General features: G+C 38.1%; 15 protein-coding genes. 7 read left to right on the top strand and 8 right to left on the bottom strand.

All coding sequences use genetic code 11. From position 1 onward, the window contains the following. The 3 genes from KIM67_RS13220 to KIM67_RS13210 all read right to left on the bottom strand — a co-directional run bounded on the left by KIM67_RS13220 (position 1) and on the right by KIM67_RS13210 (position 5,798). Complete coding sequence (locus KIM67_RS13220) at positions 1-1,359, bottom strand: OmpA family protein (protein WP_213832031.1); 1,359 nt, start codon at positions 1,357-1,359, stop codon at positions 1-3. Between the two features lie 113 nt (positions 1,360-1,472). Continuing rightward, entirely contained in the window at positions 1,473-2,666 is a 1,194-nt protein-coding gene (gene kbl, locus KIM67_RS13215) for a glycine C-acetyltransferase (RefSeq protein ID WP_213832030.1), read from the bottom strand. 9 nt (positions 2,667-2,675) lie between these two features. Further along, the gene (locus KIM67_RS13210) at positions 2,676-5,798 is read right to left on the bottom strand and encodes an exodeoxyribonuclease V subunit beta (protein WP_213832029.1); all 3,123 of its coding nucleotides are present in this window, start codon (positions 5,796-5,798) and stop codon (positions 2,676-2,678) included. A gap of 115 nt (positions 5,799-5,913) precedes the next feature. On the opposite strand from KIM67_RS13210, the gene KIM67_RS13205 reads away from it, so the two are divergent. Next, complete coding sequence (locus KIM67_RS13205; protein ID WP_213832028.1) at positions 5,914-6,522, top strand: superoxide dismutase; 609 nt, start codon at positions 5,914-5,916, stop codon at positions 6,520-6,522. A 663-nt stretch (positions 6,523-7,185) separates the two neighbouring features. On the opposite strand, the gene KIM67_RS13200 is transcribed toward KIM67_RS13205, so the two are convergent. The 4 genes from KIM67_RS13200 to purN form a co-directional block, all read right to left on the bottom strand. Then, positions 7,186-9,084 (bottom strand): amidophosphoribosyltransferase, encoded by a 1,899-nt coding sequence (locus KIM67_RS13200; RefSeq protein ID WP_213832027.1) that lies wholly within the window; start codon positions 9,082-9,084, stop codon positions 7,186-7,188. Positions 9,085-9,131: 47 nt separating this feature from the next. Beyond that, complete coding sequence (locus tag KIM67_RS13195; protein WP_213832026.1) at positions 9,132-10,058, bottom strand: PfkB family carbohydrate kinase; 927 nt, start codon at positions 10,056-10,058, stop codon at positions 9,132-9,134. A 99-nt stretch (positions 10,059-10,157) separates the two neighbouring features. Continuing rightward, complete coding sequence (locus KIM67_RS13190; protein WP_213832025.1) at positions 10,158-10,793, bottom strand: viroplasmin family protein; 636 nt, start codon at positions 10,791-10,793, stop codon at positions 10,158-10,160. Continuing rightward, complete coding sequence (gene purN / locus KIM67_RS13185; protein WP_213832024.1) at positions 10,783-11,355, bottom strand: phosphoribosylglycinamide formyltransferase; 573 nt, start codon at positions 11,353-11,355, stop codon at positions 10,783-10,785. The genes KIM67_RS13190 and purN overlap by 11 nt, the downstream gene beginning before the upstream one ends. Before the next feature lie 160 nt (positions 11,356-11,515). On the opposite strand from purN, the gene KIM67_RS13180 reads away from it, so the two are divergent. The 5 genes from KIM67_RS13180 (at position 11,516) to pyk (ending at position 15,870) form a co-directional block, all read left to right on the top strand. Further along, positions 11,516-11,749: an acyl carrier protein gene (locus KIM67_RS13180; protein ID WP_010519573.1), complete on the top strand. Its 234-nt coding sequence runs from the start codon at positions 11,516-11,518 to the stop codon at positions 11,747-11,749. A 100-nt stretch (positions 11,750-11,849) separates the two neighbouring features. Beyond that, positions 11,850-13,100: a beta-ketoacyl-ACP synthase II gene (gene fabF / locus KIM67_RS13175; RefSeq protein WP_213832023.1), complete on the top strand. Its 1,251-nt coding sequence runs from the start codon at positions 11,850-11,852 to the stop codon at positions 13,098-13,100. A 10-nt stretch (positions 13,101-13,110) separates the two neighbouring features. Continuing rightward, positions 13,111-13,854: a ribonuclease III gene (rnc, locus tag KIM67_RS13170; RefSeq protein ID WP_213832022.1), complete on the top strand. Its 744-nt coding sequence runs from the start codon at positions 13,111-13,113 to the stop codon at positions 13,852-13,854. Positions 13,855-13,960: 106 nt separating this feature from the next. After that, entirely contained in the window at positions 13,961-14,425 is a 465-nt protein-coding gene (locus tag KIM67_RS13165) for an IPExxxVDY family protein (protein ID WP_213832021.1), read from the top strand. A 2-nt stretch (positions 14,426-14,427) separates the two neighbouring features. Beyond that, a complete protein-coding gene (gene pyk, locus KIM67_RS13160) occupies positions 14,428-15,870 on the top strand; it encodes a pyruvate kinase (protein WP_213832020.1) in 1,443 nt (480 codons plus the stop codon). A 14-nt stretch (positions 15,871-15,884) separates the two neighbouring features. Here pyk and KIM67_RS13155 read toward each other — a convergent pair whose 3' ends face one another. Continuing rightward, the gene (locus tag KIM67_RS13155) at positions 15,885-16,409 is read right to left on the bottom strand and encodes a PAS domain-containing protein (protein WP_213832019.1); all 525 of its coding nucleotides are present in this window, start codon (positions 16,407-16,409) and stop codon (positions 15,885-15,887) included. A gap of 173 nt (positions 16,410-16,582) precedes the next feature. On the opposite strand from KIM67_RS13155, the gene KIM67_RS13150 reads away from it, so the two are divergent. Further along, positions 16,583-17,431, top strand: coding sequence for a helix-turn-helix domain-containing protein (locus KIM67_RS13150; RefSeq protein WP_213832018.1), 849 nt, complete (start codon positions 16,583-16,585; stop codon positions 17,429-17,431). Positions 17,432-17,434: the final 3 nt, after the last annotated feature.

Here is a 17,434-nt window from a genome sequence, read left to right as displayed (position 1 = left end):
TTACTTTACCAAGTTGATTTCAACTCTTCTGTTTTGAGTTCTACCAGCTCTAGTATTGTTAGTAGCAATAGGCTTGTCTTCACCGTATCCGATTGCAGTCAATCTATCAGAACCGATACCTTTGTCAATCAAGAAATCTCTCACAGAGTTAGCTCTCTTCTCAGAAAGAGACTGGTTCAATTTAGCGCTACCTACACTATCAGTGTGACCTTCAACGGTAAACTTAGCGTTAGGATACTCGTTCAAGATTTGGATGATATCAACCATTACTGAAGTAGACTCAGCTTTGATGGAAGCTTTACCAGTATCGAACAAGATAGTTCTAGCGTAGTCGTTCAATTGCTTTTGAACTTCTTCAGTAACTTCTGGGCAACCGTTGTTTGCAACAGTACCAGCTACATCTGGACATTGATCATCTTTATCCAATACGCTGTCACCATCTTTATCTGGCCATGGGCATCCTTTGTTTTCAGCAGGGCCAGCTTCGCTAGGACAAGCATCATCTTTATCGGCAACACCATCACCATCAGCATCTGGACAACCAGCTAAAGACTCAAGACCAGCTTCGTTAGGACAAGCATCATCTTTATCGGCAACACCGTCACCATCAGTATCAGGACAACCGTTCATTTCTTTAGAACCAGCTTCGTTAGGACAGCTATCTTTGCTATCTTCGATTCCGTCACCATCAGCATCTGGACAACCATTGAAAGCTTCTAGACCAGCAACTTCTGGACAAGCATCGTCTTTGTCGTATATTCCATCGCCATCTGTATCAGTTCCACCAAATTTGATGCTAATACCTGCCATGTGCTGAAAATGCTTAACCAAGTAATCTTCGAAAGCGTGCTTGTATTGTGTTTGTAATGTCAGACCAATATTTTCTGAAAACCATACATTAACACCAATACCACCATTAGCAGTACCAGCACCAATTTCGTCTACCCAAGTATAACCACCACCTATCTCAACGAAAGGATCAATAGTTGTATTCTTAAGGAAGTTGTATTTGATTGTACCATCTATAGCGTAATGTGAAAGGTCATCAACTGATTGGTCACCTAATTTTTCGATTCTGTTCAAAGAACCTCTTGCACCAACAGAGAAACCATCACCTACGTACTTGGAAACAGATACAAAGGAAACAGATGGCAAGATGTTCCAGTGGTCAGAAACGTTAAAGTATTCATCAAACAAGGTTGTGCTTGAGAAAGGATTGTTCTCGTCATTAGTTGGGTAAACGTCAATAGCGTTCACTCCGAAACTAATCTGCCATGGATTGTTCTCGTCTTGCGCTTGTATGTTGTTAGCTCCTATAAAAACTAGGGCAACAACTAATAATTTGCTAAGATGTTTCATGCTCAAAATTTTAAGTTTAAGTGTTTATCAGCTGCAAATGTAAGTTGTTAAGAACTATTAACAAAATCAATTTTTCTTTTTTTTTAACGTAATACATAGAAGAATTGTCGCACTTAAACGATTTTCAGAGTCTTGCCTACCTTTATAAATGCATTTATCGCTTGGTCCAAATGATGCTTTTCGTGCGCTGCTGATAACTGTACCCTTATTCTCGCTTTGCCTTTTGGCACAACGGGAAAGAAGAAACCGATAACATATATATTTTCTTCTAATAGCATGTCCGCCATTTTTTGAGAGAGCTTGGCGTCGTATAGCATAACCGGGACTATCGCAGAATCGCCATCAATGATATCAAAACCAGCCTTTTTCATACCTTTTTTAAAGTATGATGTGTTTTCTTCGAGCTTATCCCTTAAAGAAGTATCGTTTTCCAACATATCAAATACTTTAATTGAAGCCCCAACAATAGCAGGAGCCAAGGAGTTGGAAAAGAGATATGGGCGCGATCTTTGGCGCAATAGTTCGATAATTTCTTTTTTACCTGTGGTATAACCGCCCATAGCACCTCCCAACGCCTTGCCCAATGTTCCGGTGATGATATCTATCCTGTCCATGACACCCTTATCTTCTAGGGTACCCCTTCCTGTTTTTCCAATAAATCCTGCGGAATGGCATTCATCTATCATTACCATGGCATCATAGGCATCTGCCAAATCACAAATTTTATCGAGGGGGGCTAAAAGCCCGTCCATGGAAAAAACACCATCCGTAACAATGATTGTAAACCTGGCCCCATCTTCTTTGCTTTGTTTCAGTTGAGCCTCTAAATCGGCCATATCGTTATTGGCGTACCTGTAGCGTTTTGCCTTACAAAGACGAACACCATCAATAATGGATGCATGGTTCAGGGAATCCGATATTATGGCATCTTCTGCCGTTAACAAAGGTTCAAATACGCCACCGTTAGCATCAAAAGCAGCCGCATAAAGTATGGTATCTTCAGTGTCATAAAAACCAGCAATCTTCTCTTCCAGTTCTTTGTGGATATCCTGAGTTCCACAAATGAACCTGACAGAGGACATTCCAAACCCATGGGAATCCAGTGTGTCTTTTGCGGCTTGTACCACCTCTGGGTGCGATGAAAGCCCCAAATAATTATTTGCGCAAAAGTTAATGACTTCTTGTCCTGTCGATATTTTTATAACTGCATCTTGCGGAGAGGTTATGATGCGTTCTTTTTTGAAGAGTCCTGCTTCTTTTATAGCTTCCAATTCATTGGTAAGGTGTTCTTTTATCTTTCCGTACATAGTTTTTAATTAAAGGAAAATAGGATTTATTTTTTGGTCAATATAGACAATTATAGCATGTTTAATTTCAAAATTCATGTCTTTTAATACTTGGGCATATTCTAAAATTTGCTGTTCGTGCGAAATAGAGGGCTTTCCCGTTTTGTAGTCCATAATAACTACAGTATTTCCTTTTACCGCAAGACGATCTGGTCGGAAGGAATTTCCAGAAACAGTTAGTATTTCTTGCTCGTTCAGGATTTCGTAATTATTGGAAAAGTAGCTTTTTAGCTCTGGGTGGTTTACAACAGCTAAAATCTTTTGTTCTAGGGAATCTTCAAATTCTTTTTGAAGATGTCCCCATTCTTTTAGTTCCTTGATTACGTTTTCAATATCATCTGAAGTTTTAATGTTGCCGAGCGCATAATGAACCAAATTGCCCATTTCGATAGCGGTTCTTTTTTGATCATCCCATAACTGACCGGATTTGGTTGAAACGGTAAAGCCTTCGTCCCTTTTGTTTCTTGTGATATATGGGATATATTGATTCTCTTCCAACGTTTCAGAATTGACAGTATCATTTTTTAATATGCTTCCAAAGGAATAACGTGTTTCTTCTTCTTTATAAAGGCCTTGCTCTTGTAAATAATAAAGGAATACATCCGAATAGGAATTGGCCTCAGCCAAAACGCTATTTTTTTTACCTTCTTCAGAAATAATGAACAGCCCCTTTTTGGCACGGGTCAAAGCTACGTACAAGACATTGATGGCATCCAAGGTTGTTTTTTTGGATTCATCCAAATAGATTTCTGCGGCAACCTCATTATAATGTAGCATTTCTTGATTGGTATTCACCAAGAACTCTGGCAACCTTAGGTTTTCTTCAACAGCTGTCGTGGGAACCCAAGATTTCTTCTTTTTTCTTTTATCATCGATTATAGCATTGGCAAAAGGAAAAATCACAATTGGAAATTCCAGACCCTTAGCTTTGTGAATCGTCATGATCCTAATGGCATTTATAGTATCTGGAGCGGCTATGGAGAGCGTATTCTTTTTTTGTTCCCAATGCTTTAGAAAAGAATGAATATCAGGACCAGCCTTTTTCTCTACAAGTAATACTTCATCCATTAAAAAGGTAAGATAAGCAGCATCGGTTTTGGAGAGGTCAAATTGAACGATGGCATTTTCCAAAATATTGAAAACAGACAGCCCCTTTAATTTTGAGATATGAAATCCATAGTTTTTTGAAAGCAATAGTTGTGGGTCATTAATGGCTTGGGCTATAAAATCATGTCTAGTATCTTCAGAAGGAGCCAAGAACATCAAAACCTCATAAACCGCATCTTTATCATGAACATTATCGATCAGTTTCAACAATGATATCAAGAAATTTACCTTATGGTTTTTACCCAGCAGCAAAGAGTCCGATGAAATTACGGGAACCCTGTTCTGAAGTAAGAAATCAGCGAGTAACATTCCTTTGGAATTGTCACGCACTAGAATACAAATATCTGAATAGCGGTAGGCATATGATGTTGCTTGGTCAATTGCGTTTAAGACCTCGGTGCAATAGGCTTCTTCATTTTTTTGTAAAGTATCCCCTTGTACGAATGACAATTGTACAAAACCACCCGATTCGCTATTTGGTTTTTGATTACTGCCTTCTAAGAATAGTGTTCTGTAATCCTCATTTTTAAATAAAGGCGCAATGGAAGCGAAAAAAGTGTTATTGAATTGGACAATCTCCTTGTGGCTTCTCCAATTGGTATCTAGGGTCTTTACCGTTGGATTCAGTACAAAAGGATTGTTTTGGATCATTAATAGATTTAAAAACTGTTCGGCCCTACCGCCCCTCCATCTGTAAATAGCCTGTTTTACATCACCAACAAGAAATAAAGAGCCGCGTTCTCTTTTTTCGTCTTCGCTTTCAAGGGCATTACTTATTAAAGGAATTAGATTGTTCCATTGCATTTGCGAAGTGTCCTGAAACTCATCAATAAAATAATGGCGGTACTTTTCTCCCAATCTTTCATATATAAAAGGTACAGGTTGATTTTTGATTTCTTTGGAAAGCAGGGAATTTAAAGATGAAATGGGGATAATATCCTTTTCAAGCTCTATGTTTTTAATCTCTTTGGCTATCTCATTGATTAGGGCCAATGGAACGATATTGCCGTAGATATTTTTAAAATAATTGAGTTGATATAGTACTTTTTTAATTGTTGAAAATTGGTTGAGCACGATTGCCACGAGCTTGGTGGAATCCCGTTTATCCGCTGCCTTTAGAATTTTACCATCAATTAGGTTTTGTTCCAGTTTGTTGCCGTAGAGCGCCTTAACATTGAATTCTTTATTCTGAATTTTTTTAAAATGGTTTGGAAGGGTCTGTCTTGGAAAATCGGAAACATCAAATCCAAGATTTTCAATTTCAAAAAATGTTTGCTCCGCTTCTTCAATAGCTTTTTTCTCGAGAAGTTTAATTTCGTTTGTAATCTTAACTTGTATCTGTTTAAAATCCCCTAAAGATTTGGACTCCAATTTTTCAAGATAAGAAGCGTGATTTTCTTGAAAAAGTAGCTTCCCAATTTCTACAAGGTCATAAGAAATATTCCAGCTCTTATCATCATCAATTTTTTCAAGGGCAAAAGCAACAAGTGCATCGGTAAGAGCTTTATCACTACCAGAGCGTTCCAGCAAATGACCAACAGCTTCTTCCAAAAGCTGTTCTGTGTCCAGTTCTACCTCAAAGTTTTGAGAAAGTTGAAGATCTCTGGCAAATGTTTTTATGATTTTGTGGTTAAACTTATCTATGGTGGAGATTTCGAAAAAAGAATAGTTGTGCAGAATTCTTTTAAGTATACTTTTTGATTTTGATTGCAACTGTTGTGCGCTCAAAGAAAGGTCTTGACAGAGTTCATGAAATAACGAGCTTTGATCAGCGGAATTTTTAATAGAACCAAAACTGTATAAGCTCTCAAGAATTCTGGTTTTCATTTCCTCCACGGCCTTGTTCGTAAAGGTTATGGCCAATATTTGCCTAAACTTGGTTGGGGAGTCATTGGAGAACAATAACTTAAGATATTCTTTGGTCAAGGTATATGTTTTACCAGAACCAGCGGATGCATTGTATATTTTAAAGTTGGAAGTCCCCAATTTTTTTCTTGCAAATTACGGATTACCTCACTTAACTTAACAAGGAATTAAACGAATATATCTCTTAAAACCGTATTTTTACAAGAATCATTAATAACTTAAAAACAAAATAATTATGGCTTTTGAATTACCAAAATTACCTTATGCGTATGATGCTCTAGAGCCTCATATTGACGCAAGAACAATGGAAATTCACCACACGAAGCACCATAATGGCTATACCACTAAATTAAATGGTGCAATTGCGGGTACGGATTTAGAAGGAAAAGAGATTCTTGATATTTTATCCAACCTTGACATGTCCAATGGAGCAGTTAGAAACAATGGTGGAGGATTTTACAACCACAGTCTCTTTTGGGAAGTAATGTCACCAGATGGAGGCGGTCAGCCAAGCGGTGATTTAGCTGCGGCAATCGATGAAGCTTTTGGCTCTTTTGATAACTTCAAAGAGGAGTTTAGCACTGCAGCTGGAACTAGATTTGGGTCTGGATGGGCATGGCTTTGTGTACACGAAGGTGGTAAACTTACAATCTGTTCAACGCCAAACCAAGATAACCCAATAATGCCCGAAACGGGTTGTGGGGGAAATCCTATTATGGGATTGGATGTTTGGGAACATGCCTATTACTTAAACTATCAAAACAAGAGACCGGATTATGTTTCTGCATTTTTCAATGTTATCAATTGGGATAAGGTTTCCGAGAACTATCAAGCTGGGAAATAAGTAAATAGCATTTTTTAGATGTAAAAAGGCCCTGTACAATTTTGTACAGGGCCTTTGTATTTCATGAAAAGTCAAAAATAGAAAAGGGTGAGGAAGCCCTCACCCTTTTCGTCCCAAATCTTACCATAAACTTAACCTACTTATGCTATGGCAAAACTAAAATACTGGTATTGTGAGAAATAACAAAAGTTTTTGTGGAATTTTTTGATTTTTCAAATTTCTTAAAGTGGCCGCAGCCCGCTTAAAATCTGTTAAATCGTTGGGCTTCAAATATAAAGAGGGCGAAGTCTCCTTCGCCCTCTTTCCCCAAATCTTACCATGAACTTAACCTACTTATGCTATGGTTCTCCAAAAATAGGGCAAGCTTATCCTTTGAGTAAAAGCTTTTAGATGAAACCCTAATTATTTGGTTGAATTACTATGGGTGTCGTTGGCGGGTACTATTGATGAGGAAAAAGATTACGAGCGTAAAGTTGAACTGTGTAAAATAAAAAAGGTGGAATAGCTTCCACCTTTTTTGCCCCAAATCTTACCATGAACTTAACCTACTTATGCTATGGCTTTGCTAAAGTAGTTTTGACTTTATCCTATCGTACAAAAACCCGCCAATCTACTCGTTTCATCGATGAAATGCACATATTTTGCTAAACAGGAAAAAACGAATTAATAAGCTCTTTGATTCTTCCCCTCATAGAAATTAATGAAAGCCCTGTTTACGACCCTGTTGCCGCCTGGAGTGGGATAATTACCTGTAAAATACCAATCCCCTAAATTTTTTGGACAGGCCCTATGTAAATCTTCAATAGTTTGGTATATAATGTCAACTTCCGCATTAATATCATCTGGGCTCAGTATCTCAGCGGTTTTCTTTGAGATTTGCTGTGCCGTAAAAGGCGCGTAGAACTCCTTTACATAGTTTACCACCTCTTTGTCCTTTGAGCTTGTTTGTGCGAGACACTTTTCATAAATCTCTTTTATGATATGGGTTGTCCCATTTTCTTTATGTAGCGCATGTGCCGCTTTAAAAGCAACAAAATCTTCCAATTTGGCCATATCGATACCATAACAATCTGGATATCTAATTTGAGGTGCTGATGAAACCACGATTATTTTCTTGGGGGATAATCGGTCTAGAATCTTAAGAATACTCTTTTTTAGCGTTGTGCCCCTAACGATACTATCATCTATAATGACAAGGTTGTCGTTCTTTTTTACAGAACCATAAGAAACATCATAAACATGGGTTACTAAATCATCCCTACTGCTATCTTGGGTAATAAAAGTTCTCAGCTTTGCATCTTTGATGGCCACCTTTTCTATTCTTGGCCTAACATCTAAAATCTCATGGAGTTCATCCCCCGTAATTTTTGTGCCCAGTGCCAATATTTGTTCTTCTTTTCTTTTATTGAGATAATTTTGGGCCTCTTTCACCATTCCATAGAACGAAGTTTCTGCGGTGTTGGGGATGTATGAAAATACGGTGTTGACCAAGTCATTATCAATGGATTTTAAAATCTGGGGGAATACCAATTTTCCCAGCATTTTTCGTTCTTGATAGATTTCTTTATCACTTCCCCTAGAAAAGTAAATGCGTTCAAAAGAACAGGCTTTTCTTTCCGTAGGCTCCAATATTTCTTCAAGATGGACGGATCCATTCTTTTTTATAATGACAGCATGTCCAGGATCTAGCTCTTTTACACTTTCGTAAGGAACATTAAAGACAGTCTGAATGACAGGTCGCTCCGATGCAACGGCCACAATCTCGTCGTCCTTATAATAGTAGCCAGGGCGTATTCCGGCAGGATCTCTAAATACAAAAGCATCACCATGTCCTAAAAGACCTGCCATGGCATAACCGCCGTCCCAATTTTTGGAAGCTTTCCTCAAGATTTTGGCAACATTTAAGCGCTCCGCTATTAAGGGCGAAGCCTCTCTTTTGTTAAAGCCTTCTTTTTTTATCTGTTTATATAGTTTCGCTACGGCATCATCTAGAAAATGTCCAATTTTTTCCATAACCGTTACCGTATCTGCCATTTCTTTGGGATGCTGCCCAAGCGTAACCAAATTATTGAACAGTTCATCTACATTGGTCATATTAAAATTTCCAGCAACAATAAGATTACGGTGCATCCAATTGTTCTGCCTTAGAAAAGGATGAACACTTTCTATACTATTCTTACCAAAAGTTCCATAGCGAACGTGACCCATCAATAGCTCTCCTATATATGGAATATGTTTTTTTTGAAGGTCAACGTCATTCTCATATTCGGGATATTCTGCAAATGCGGTATTTATCCTATTATTTATTTGGGCAAAAATATCTTGAATGGGCTGCTGTTGTGCGGAACGTACGCGACTCATGTAACGTTCTCCCGCATCCATATCCAACTTTATACTTGCAAAACCAGCTCCGTCCTGACCTCTATTGTGCTGTTTTTCCATCATTAGGTACATCTTGTTGACGCCGTAGAAAGCAGTACCGTATTTTTCTTTGTAGTACTCAAGAGGTTTAAGCAAACGGATCAGTGATATTCCGCATTCGTGCTTAATAGGATCACTCATAATATCTTAAAAATAAAAAAGCCCTGAAAATTTTTCAGGGCAGGTATTTATGTTAATTCAATATTGAACTGTGTCAACTCCTTAAATTGTAATAATCGATTATCAACCTCATGCTTTTGCAGGTTGACCAACCTTTCTGTTCCAAACTTTTCTACGCAAAATGAAGCTAGATTGGAACCATGTATTATTGCGTTTTTCATGCTTTCAAAAGAAATATTCTTTGCTTCGGCCAAAAAACCTGCAAAACCACCGGCAAATGTATCTCCTGCACCGGTTGGGTCAAAAACTTCCTCTAAGGGCAAGGCCGGCGCAAAGAAAATTTGTTGCTCATTAAATAAAAGAGCCCCATGTTCCCCTTTTTTTATGACCACATATTTAGGTCCCATATCTTGTATCTTGGCAGCAGCTTTGACCAAAGAATATTCTCCTGTCAACTGGCGTGCCTCTTCATCATTTATGGTGATTACATCAATATGCTGAATAACATCCTTTAACTCGTCCAAGGTATTGTCCATCCAAAAATTCATGGTATCCAAAACTATAAGCTTTGGTCGCTCTTCCATTTGATTGATTACACTCATCTGGATAGAAGGATGAAGGTTCCCCAACATGACTACATCGGCATTCTTAAAATTATCTGGAACGATTGGATTAAAATCGGCCAGTACGTTCAACTCTGTGACCAAAGTATCCCTAGAATTTAGATCGTTATGATATTTACCTTTCCAGAAGAAAGTCTTACCACCTTTAACAATTTCAATTCCTGAAACGTCAACCCTGTGTTCTTCCAATATATTTAAATAGGATTGAGGAAAATCTTCGCCAACAACAGAAACTATGGCAGAGTTTACCTTAAACTGGGAAGCAGCCAAGGAAATAAATGGCGCAGACCCCCCAACAATACTGTCGGCCTTTCCAAAAGGGGTCTCTATACTATCTATATTTACAGACCCAACAATCAAAAGTTTACCCATCAATCTTAAAATTTGCTGCAAATATACACTTTAGCGATACCATTCATAACTACATGTGCCGTATTTAGATAAAAGATGAAGAATTGATAATCGACTGCCCTATTTTCTTCCAAAATCAGCAGGAATTTCCCCCCAAGCTTTCGTTTCCCATTTTACAATGGGAGTGTTATAGCGATTTTCACGTAGCCATTTTTCCGCACGGTCTATAAGTTCGAACACAACTTTGTTTTTGACATTTTTCTTTAGCTTGGTACCACATTTCTTTTTTCCGACCCAACCTATGGCAATTCTGGAATCGGAGTAGAGTATACGCGAGCTTTTATTGTTTTTTAAAAATGCTAGACCGTGCACTAGGGCCAAGAATTCTCCAATGTTGTTTGTTCCCTGTTCAAAAGGGCCTTGTTTGAACAACACTTTTTTTGATTTGGTGTCGACACCTTGGTATTCCATTTTACCCGGATTTCCGCTGGATGCTGCATCAACAGAAATGGAATCATAGTTGGGCTCTCCAATTTTTAAGAGATCTTCTGCAGAAAGCTCTTTTTTGGTCTTGGATTTTCCTTTGTATTCCAAATAATTACTGTTGAAAGCCTTTTTCGCTTCTGCAAATTCTTGGAAAGATTTGTATTGAGCTCCTTTAAAGCCTTCGATCTGTGCTTTGCAATCCGCCCATTTTTCATAAATGCCCGGTCTTTTGCCTTTCCAGACTACGTAAAATTTTGGTTTATTGGCCATCTTGAAGCAGTTTTTCTATGATTTTTGGGAAATGTTCGTATTCAAGTTGGTGAACCTTGCTAGCTATGTCATCAACACTATCCGAAGGGAGGACATTGGTCTTTGCCTGAAAAATAGTTGTTCCCTCATCATAGTTTTCATTTACATAATGGATGGTAATACCAGTTTCAGGCTCGGAATGCTCCTTTACCGCCTCATGTACCTTTGTTCCATACATGCCCTTTCCACCATATTTTGGTAATAGGGCTGGGTGAATATTAATGATGGTATTGGGAAAAGTATCAACGAAAGAAAAAGGAATTTTCCATAAAAACCCGGCTAAAACTATCAAATCTGGATGTAGACTTTTTAGTAGCCTAATGACACTATCCGAACGAGAGAAGGCTTGCCTGTTAAAAAAAAAAGCAGGAACTCCAAGCCGTTCGCAGCGTTCCAAGACTTTTGCCGCTTTGTTATTGGTCAAAACAGCAGATACCTCTATTGAATCATTTTCTTTAAAGTATTGAATAATGTTTTCCGCATTGGAACCACTGCCAGAGGCTAGGATTATGACTCGCTTCATACTAAGAATGCTACTATATTTTCTGTTTATTCTGAAAGGCTAAAGTAGTATACTCGCATGTAAGATGTTTGATTTGAGACACATTTTATCGACAAATGGTGTATTTAATCTAAAGTTTTATATTTTTGCCAACGATTAAATTTTTAAAACCGATATAATTATGTCAGACATTGCATCAAGAGTAAAGGCTATCATCGTTGATAAACTAGGTGTAGATGAGAATGAAGTTGTCCCAGAAGCTAGCTTTACCAATGATTTAGGAGCGGATTCCTTGGACACTGTTGAACTTATCATGGAATTTGAGAAAGAATTTGATATTCAGATTCCAGACGATCAAGCAGAGAACATTGCAACTGTTGGTCAAGCCATTAGCTATATAGAAGAAGCGAAGTAATTTTATGATATCTTACTAAAGATTATAAATTATCCATGTGATAACTATCACATGGATAATTTTTTTTTAATTTAGGTTCCAAAGGATAAAACATAGTTCAATGCAGTTAAAGCGAGTAGTAGTTACTGGAATGGGTGCGCTAACACCTATAGGTAACAATTTAGGGGCTTATTGGGAAGGACTAAAAAATGGTAAGAGCGGTTGTGCGCCCATTACTTATTTTGACACCGAAAAGTTTAAGACCAAATTTGCCTGTGAACTTAAAGACTATAACCCTGGAGACTTCTTTGACAGAAAAGAAGCAAGAAAGTTGGACAAGTTTGCCCAATATGCTTTGGTTTCTTCAGACGAGGCCATTGCAGACTCTGGATTAAATCTAGATGAGATAAACAAGCTACGGGTAGGTGTTATTTGGGGAGCAGGAATTGGAGGCTTGGAAACCTTTCAGCAAGAAGTTTTAAACTTTGCCGATGGAGATGGAACTCCAAGGTTTAACCCATTCTTTATTCCTAAAATGATTGCAGATATTGCACCAGCCAATATTTCCATAAAACATGGATTTATGGGACCAAACTATACGACGGTTTCTGCCTGTGCGTCTTCGGCAAATGCTATGTTCGATGCTTTAAATTCCATACGCTTAGGATATTGCGATGTAATTGTTACAGGAGGAAGCGAAGCAGCGGTCACCATAGCAGGAATGGGAGGTTTCAATGCCATGCATGCGTTATCTACGAGAAATGAAAGTCCGGAAACAGCTTCAAGACCTTTTGATGGAACCAGAGATGGTTTTGTGCTTGGTGAGGGTGCTGGCGCATTGATTTTAGAGGAGTATGAGCATGCCAAGGCAAGAGGAGCAAAAATATATGCAGAGGTTTTAGGAGGCGGATTATCCAGTGATGCCCATCACATGACCGCACCACATCCTGAAGGCATTGGTGTTGTTGAGGTAATGAAGAATTGCTTGGAAAATGCAGGACTCAAACCAGAAGATGTAGACCATATAAACACACATGGAACTTCTACGCCTCTAGGAGATGTTGCGGAACTTAAGGCAATTTCTAAAGTTTTTGGAGATCACGCTAAGAACATCAATATCAATTCGACCAAATCCATGACAGGACACTTATTGGGTGCTGCAGGAGCAATAGAATCTATAGCATCTATTTTGGCTATGGAACATGGGATAGTTCCACCCACGATCAACCACAGTACTGTTGATGAAACTATAGATCCATCCTTCAATTTAACACTAAACAAGGCACAAAAAAGGGAAGTTAATGTAGCCATGAGCAATACTTTTGGTTTTGGCGGACATAACGCCTGTGTTTTATTTAAAAAAATAGGGTAGTTTTATACAGATGAAATTTACTTCCAAAATATTTAATTCCCCTCCTAAAAAGGACGGGGAATTTTTTTTGGGAATGAAAAAAATCTTGGGATTCAAGCCTAAGCGTCTCAGTATTTATAAAAAAGCGTTTTTGCACCGTTCTGTAAACAAAAGGGACTCGGACGGTAACCCCATGAATTATGAACGGCTGGAATTTTTGGGCGATTCCATGTTGGGAACAATTATTTCGAAACACCTGTATAAAGAAGTGCCGGAAGGAGATGAGGGATATCTGACCAAGATGCGCTCTAAAATTGTAAGTAGAAAACATTTAAACGAGTTGGGAAAGGATCTTGAGCTTTTGAACTATGTTGAGAGCCGTATACCCAAATCCCATTTTGGTGAAAATATTCATGGTAACGTTTTTGAGGCCTTGGTAGGAGCAATATACTTGGATAAAGGCTATCCATATTGCGAGAAATTTATTCGGGAAAAGGTAATACGGCCCTATGTCGATATTGAACAACTAGAAGGTAAAGTCATCAGTTACAAAAGCTTGGTGATAGAATGGTGCCAAAAACAGAAAAAAACATTCAATTACGATGTCTATGAAGACACCGGTAATGATGAGCTAAAACATTTTGCCGTTAAGCTAAGCATAGGAGAGAAAATAATGGCCAAAGCTAGGGCTACCTCTAAAAAAAAGGCAGAAGAAAAGGCATCCAAAAGAGCATATTTTGCATTACAGAGCAGAATTGAAAATCAGCAACTTTAAATAAAGGTAAACTCTAACGTTTTCGTAAAGCTTCATAATGCATTGTCCTAATTTCAACTAGGCTGGCAAATGTATTAAGAGTATATTTACAGTTAGTGTTAACGTCATGTCTACTACGCATAAAATATCAGCGGACTTTTATGATGACAGCTTTAAGCTCATCGCAATACATAGTAGTTTAGAAGATTATGCTATGACCTATGTGTTGAATTCCGTATGCCAACTGTACTTAAAAAGAATGAAAACGGATTTGAATTTTGAACAAAGCCTTTCGTTCGCTGCATTTGAATGGGACGATGAAGTAAATGATAGATATTGGAGCCTTATTTCCAATAAATGCAAAGTTGAGGTAACCATGCCTTCCGAGGGTTTCTTTGAAAACAATACTTCCTTTAAAACAGGATATTTGATAAGGGAACGAAGAGAAGTTGATTATTTTTTGAAAGTCGACACCGAGAACCAATTGATGTTAGAGCAACACGTAAAATTGATTAATAAAATACCTAAGGTTATTACCGCATATTCGGTAGAAACAACAACCTTAAAATCAAAAAGAAACTTAATCTTTTAGAAATGCCAACTAGAAAGAAGACAAAAATTGTAGCGACTTTAGGTCCAGCCACCAGTAAGAGAGAAGTCCTTAAAGAAATGATGCTGAAAGGGGTAGATGTGTTCAGGATAAATTTTTCGCATGCTTCCTATGATGATGTTACAGAGCGTGTTCAAATGATACGTGATCTCAATGCGGAACTTGAAGTCAATACTTCCATACTTGCTGATTTACAAGGACCGAAACTAAGGGTAGGCGTTATGGGAGGCGAAGCCGTAGTAGCTCCTGGAGATGAAATTACTTTTGCCACTGGCGAACCTTTTGAAGGAAGTGCAGAGCGGGTCTATATGAATTACCAAAGCTTCCCCCAAGATGTAAAACCGGGAGAGCGTATTTTATTGGATGATGGAAAGCTCATTTTTGAGGTAAAATCAACAAATGGTAAAGATGAAGTAACGGCTACTGTAGTGCAAGGTGGTCCTTTAAAATCCAAGAAGGGAGTTAACCTGCCCAATACCGCAATATCATTACCAGCGTTAACGGAAAAAGATATCAAAGATGCTATCTATGCCGTAGGACTGGAAGTGGATTGGATAGCATTATCCTTTGTGAGACATAGTCAAGATCTCTTGGATCTACAGAATCTGATCAATAAGCATTCTGAGCACAAGATTCCCATCATTGCTAAAATAGAGAAGCCTGAAGCAGTGGACAATATTGATAAAATTGTAGCGTACTGCGACGGTTTAATGGTTGCCCGGGGAGATTTAGGAGTAGAGGTTCCTGCGCATGAAGTGCCACTTATTCAGAAAAAGCTAGTATTACGTGCCAAGAAAGCACGAATTCCGGTCATCATTGCTACACAGATGATGGAAACCATGATTACAAGTTTAACCCCAACAAGAGCAGAAGTAAACGATGTTGCCAATTCTGTAATGGACGGGGCAGATGCAGTAATGCTCTCTGGAGAAACTTCTGTGGGGAATTATCCTATTCAGGTCATAGAAAAAATGACCAGTATTTTGGTTAGTGTGGAAAGTTCAAATCTTATTAATGTTCCGCAAACACCACCTCATATTCGCACAAAAAGGTACATTACCAAATCTGTATGCTATCACGCCGCAACAATGGCGAATGAAATACAGGCACAAGCCATTTCAACATTGACGAATAGTGGATATACGGCGTTTCAAATATCTGCATGGAGGCCAAGTGCCCATATCCTTGTATTTACGTCCAACAAAAGGATTCTGACCCAGTTAAACTTACTTTGGGGAGTAAAATCCTTTTACTACGACAAGTATGTATCTACTGATGAAACCATAGAAGATGTAAACCAAATTGCTTGTAAGAAAGGGTTTTTAGATGTAGGGGACATGCTCATTAGCCTTGCGGCCATGCCCATAAAAGATAAAGGTATGGTGAACACATTGCGCGTTACCGAAATTGAAACATGTAGCTTCTAAGTTTTGGATAAAAACTAGGCAGCTACTTCTTTTTCGAATGCAATAAAGTTGACAACCTTTCCGCTTAGGTCAAAAACTGGAGACCCTTTGATCCAGCATTTATAGATTGTACCGTTCTTTCTGTAGTTGGTGATAACCGCCTCAAATCCTCTTTTCTCTTTTATGGCCTCTGAAACCTTTTTAGTAGTTTCTTTGCATGTAGCTTCACCTTGGAACATTTTTGGTTTTTGTCCAATGACCTCACTTGGCTGATAACCGTTCATGGTATACATATTTTGGGAGGCATAAACAATGTTCAATTGGGTATCCGTTACGACAACTACATGCTCTTTATCCAAAATTTCGTTTCGGAATGGCACATCGTTTCTCCATTTTGAGGTCTTTGCCAAATCACCAAGACTTTTTACATCTTGGAGGTTTTTGCAGACCTTACTAAAATGTTGCGCATATATATCTAGAGAACTTATTGGATAGCTTATTATTTCTTTGTCACGATAAAAATTATTTATCGCTTCATCATAAAATCTTGTCTTTTCCATACTCAATACTATTAAAAGTTTTACAGGCAATAAAATCTGACCGAAACATTAACACTCTTGTTTAATAAATAGCTTAGAATGTGTTTTAAAAAAGATGTAAGTATGAACAAGAATTGCGGACTAATTCCCAAAAATAGGTGGGGTACACCTATAAATCAAAGGATTACAGTTGAATGAAATACGAATATAAGGACTCAAAATTAGGCGCTATTTTAGGATTGACAAGTGATATTAAAAACGATTATCAACGTTTCTCATCGACCTTAAATACCATTAAATTTTTATGGAATAGAAACAACGAAGCACTACTAATTGATGTCGATAATATGGAAATTCGGCTATTGCCAAACCAAATAGTTACCGTTACGTATTTACAAAAGGTATCTTTTTCCAAAACCAAGTTACCACTAGCATCCATTCTTTTTAATAGAGAATTTTATTGCATCGCCGATCATGACAGTGAAGTCTCTTGTAATGGAATCCTTTTTTTTGGAACCCAGGACTTGCCCATAATCTCAATTGAAGGCGATCAGCTAAGAAAGTTCAATATTTGGTATGATGTTTTTGTTGATGAGTTTACCACTCCAGATACCATTCAGGGAGATATGCTTCAAATGCTCTTGAAGCGATTGATTATCATGAGCACACGCTTGGCCAAAGAACAACTTATCGTAAAAACGCTGGATAATGACCAAATAGACACGATACGGAAATTCAATTTTTTGGTCGATATACATTACAAGACCAAGCGCAAGGTGAGCGATTATGCCGAAATGCTCTTTAAATCGCCAAAAACATTATCGAATCTATTTTCAATCTACAATCAAAAATCTCCACAGCAGATTATTTTACAACGTTTGGTTTTAGAAGCTAAGCGCCTTATCCACTTTACGGACAAACAAAATCAGGAGATTGCATATGATCTAGGGTTCAATGACCCGGCACATTTCAGTCGTTTCTTTAAGAAAATGACCCAGATGACACCTTCCGAGTATAGAGAAAACCTGACTTTGACCGCCTAAAGG

Origin of the sequence: Flagellimonas sp. 389 (assembly GCF_018449435.1) — a bacterium.
Classification (GTDB): domain Bacteria; phylum Bacteroidota; class Bacteroidia; order Flavobacteriales; family Flavobacteriaceae; genus Flagellimonas.
The sequence above is the reverse complement of the archived record's forward strand: the minus strand, read 5'-3'. Positions and strand labels throughout refer to the sequence as shown.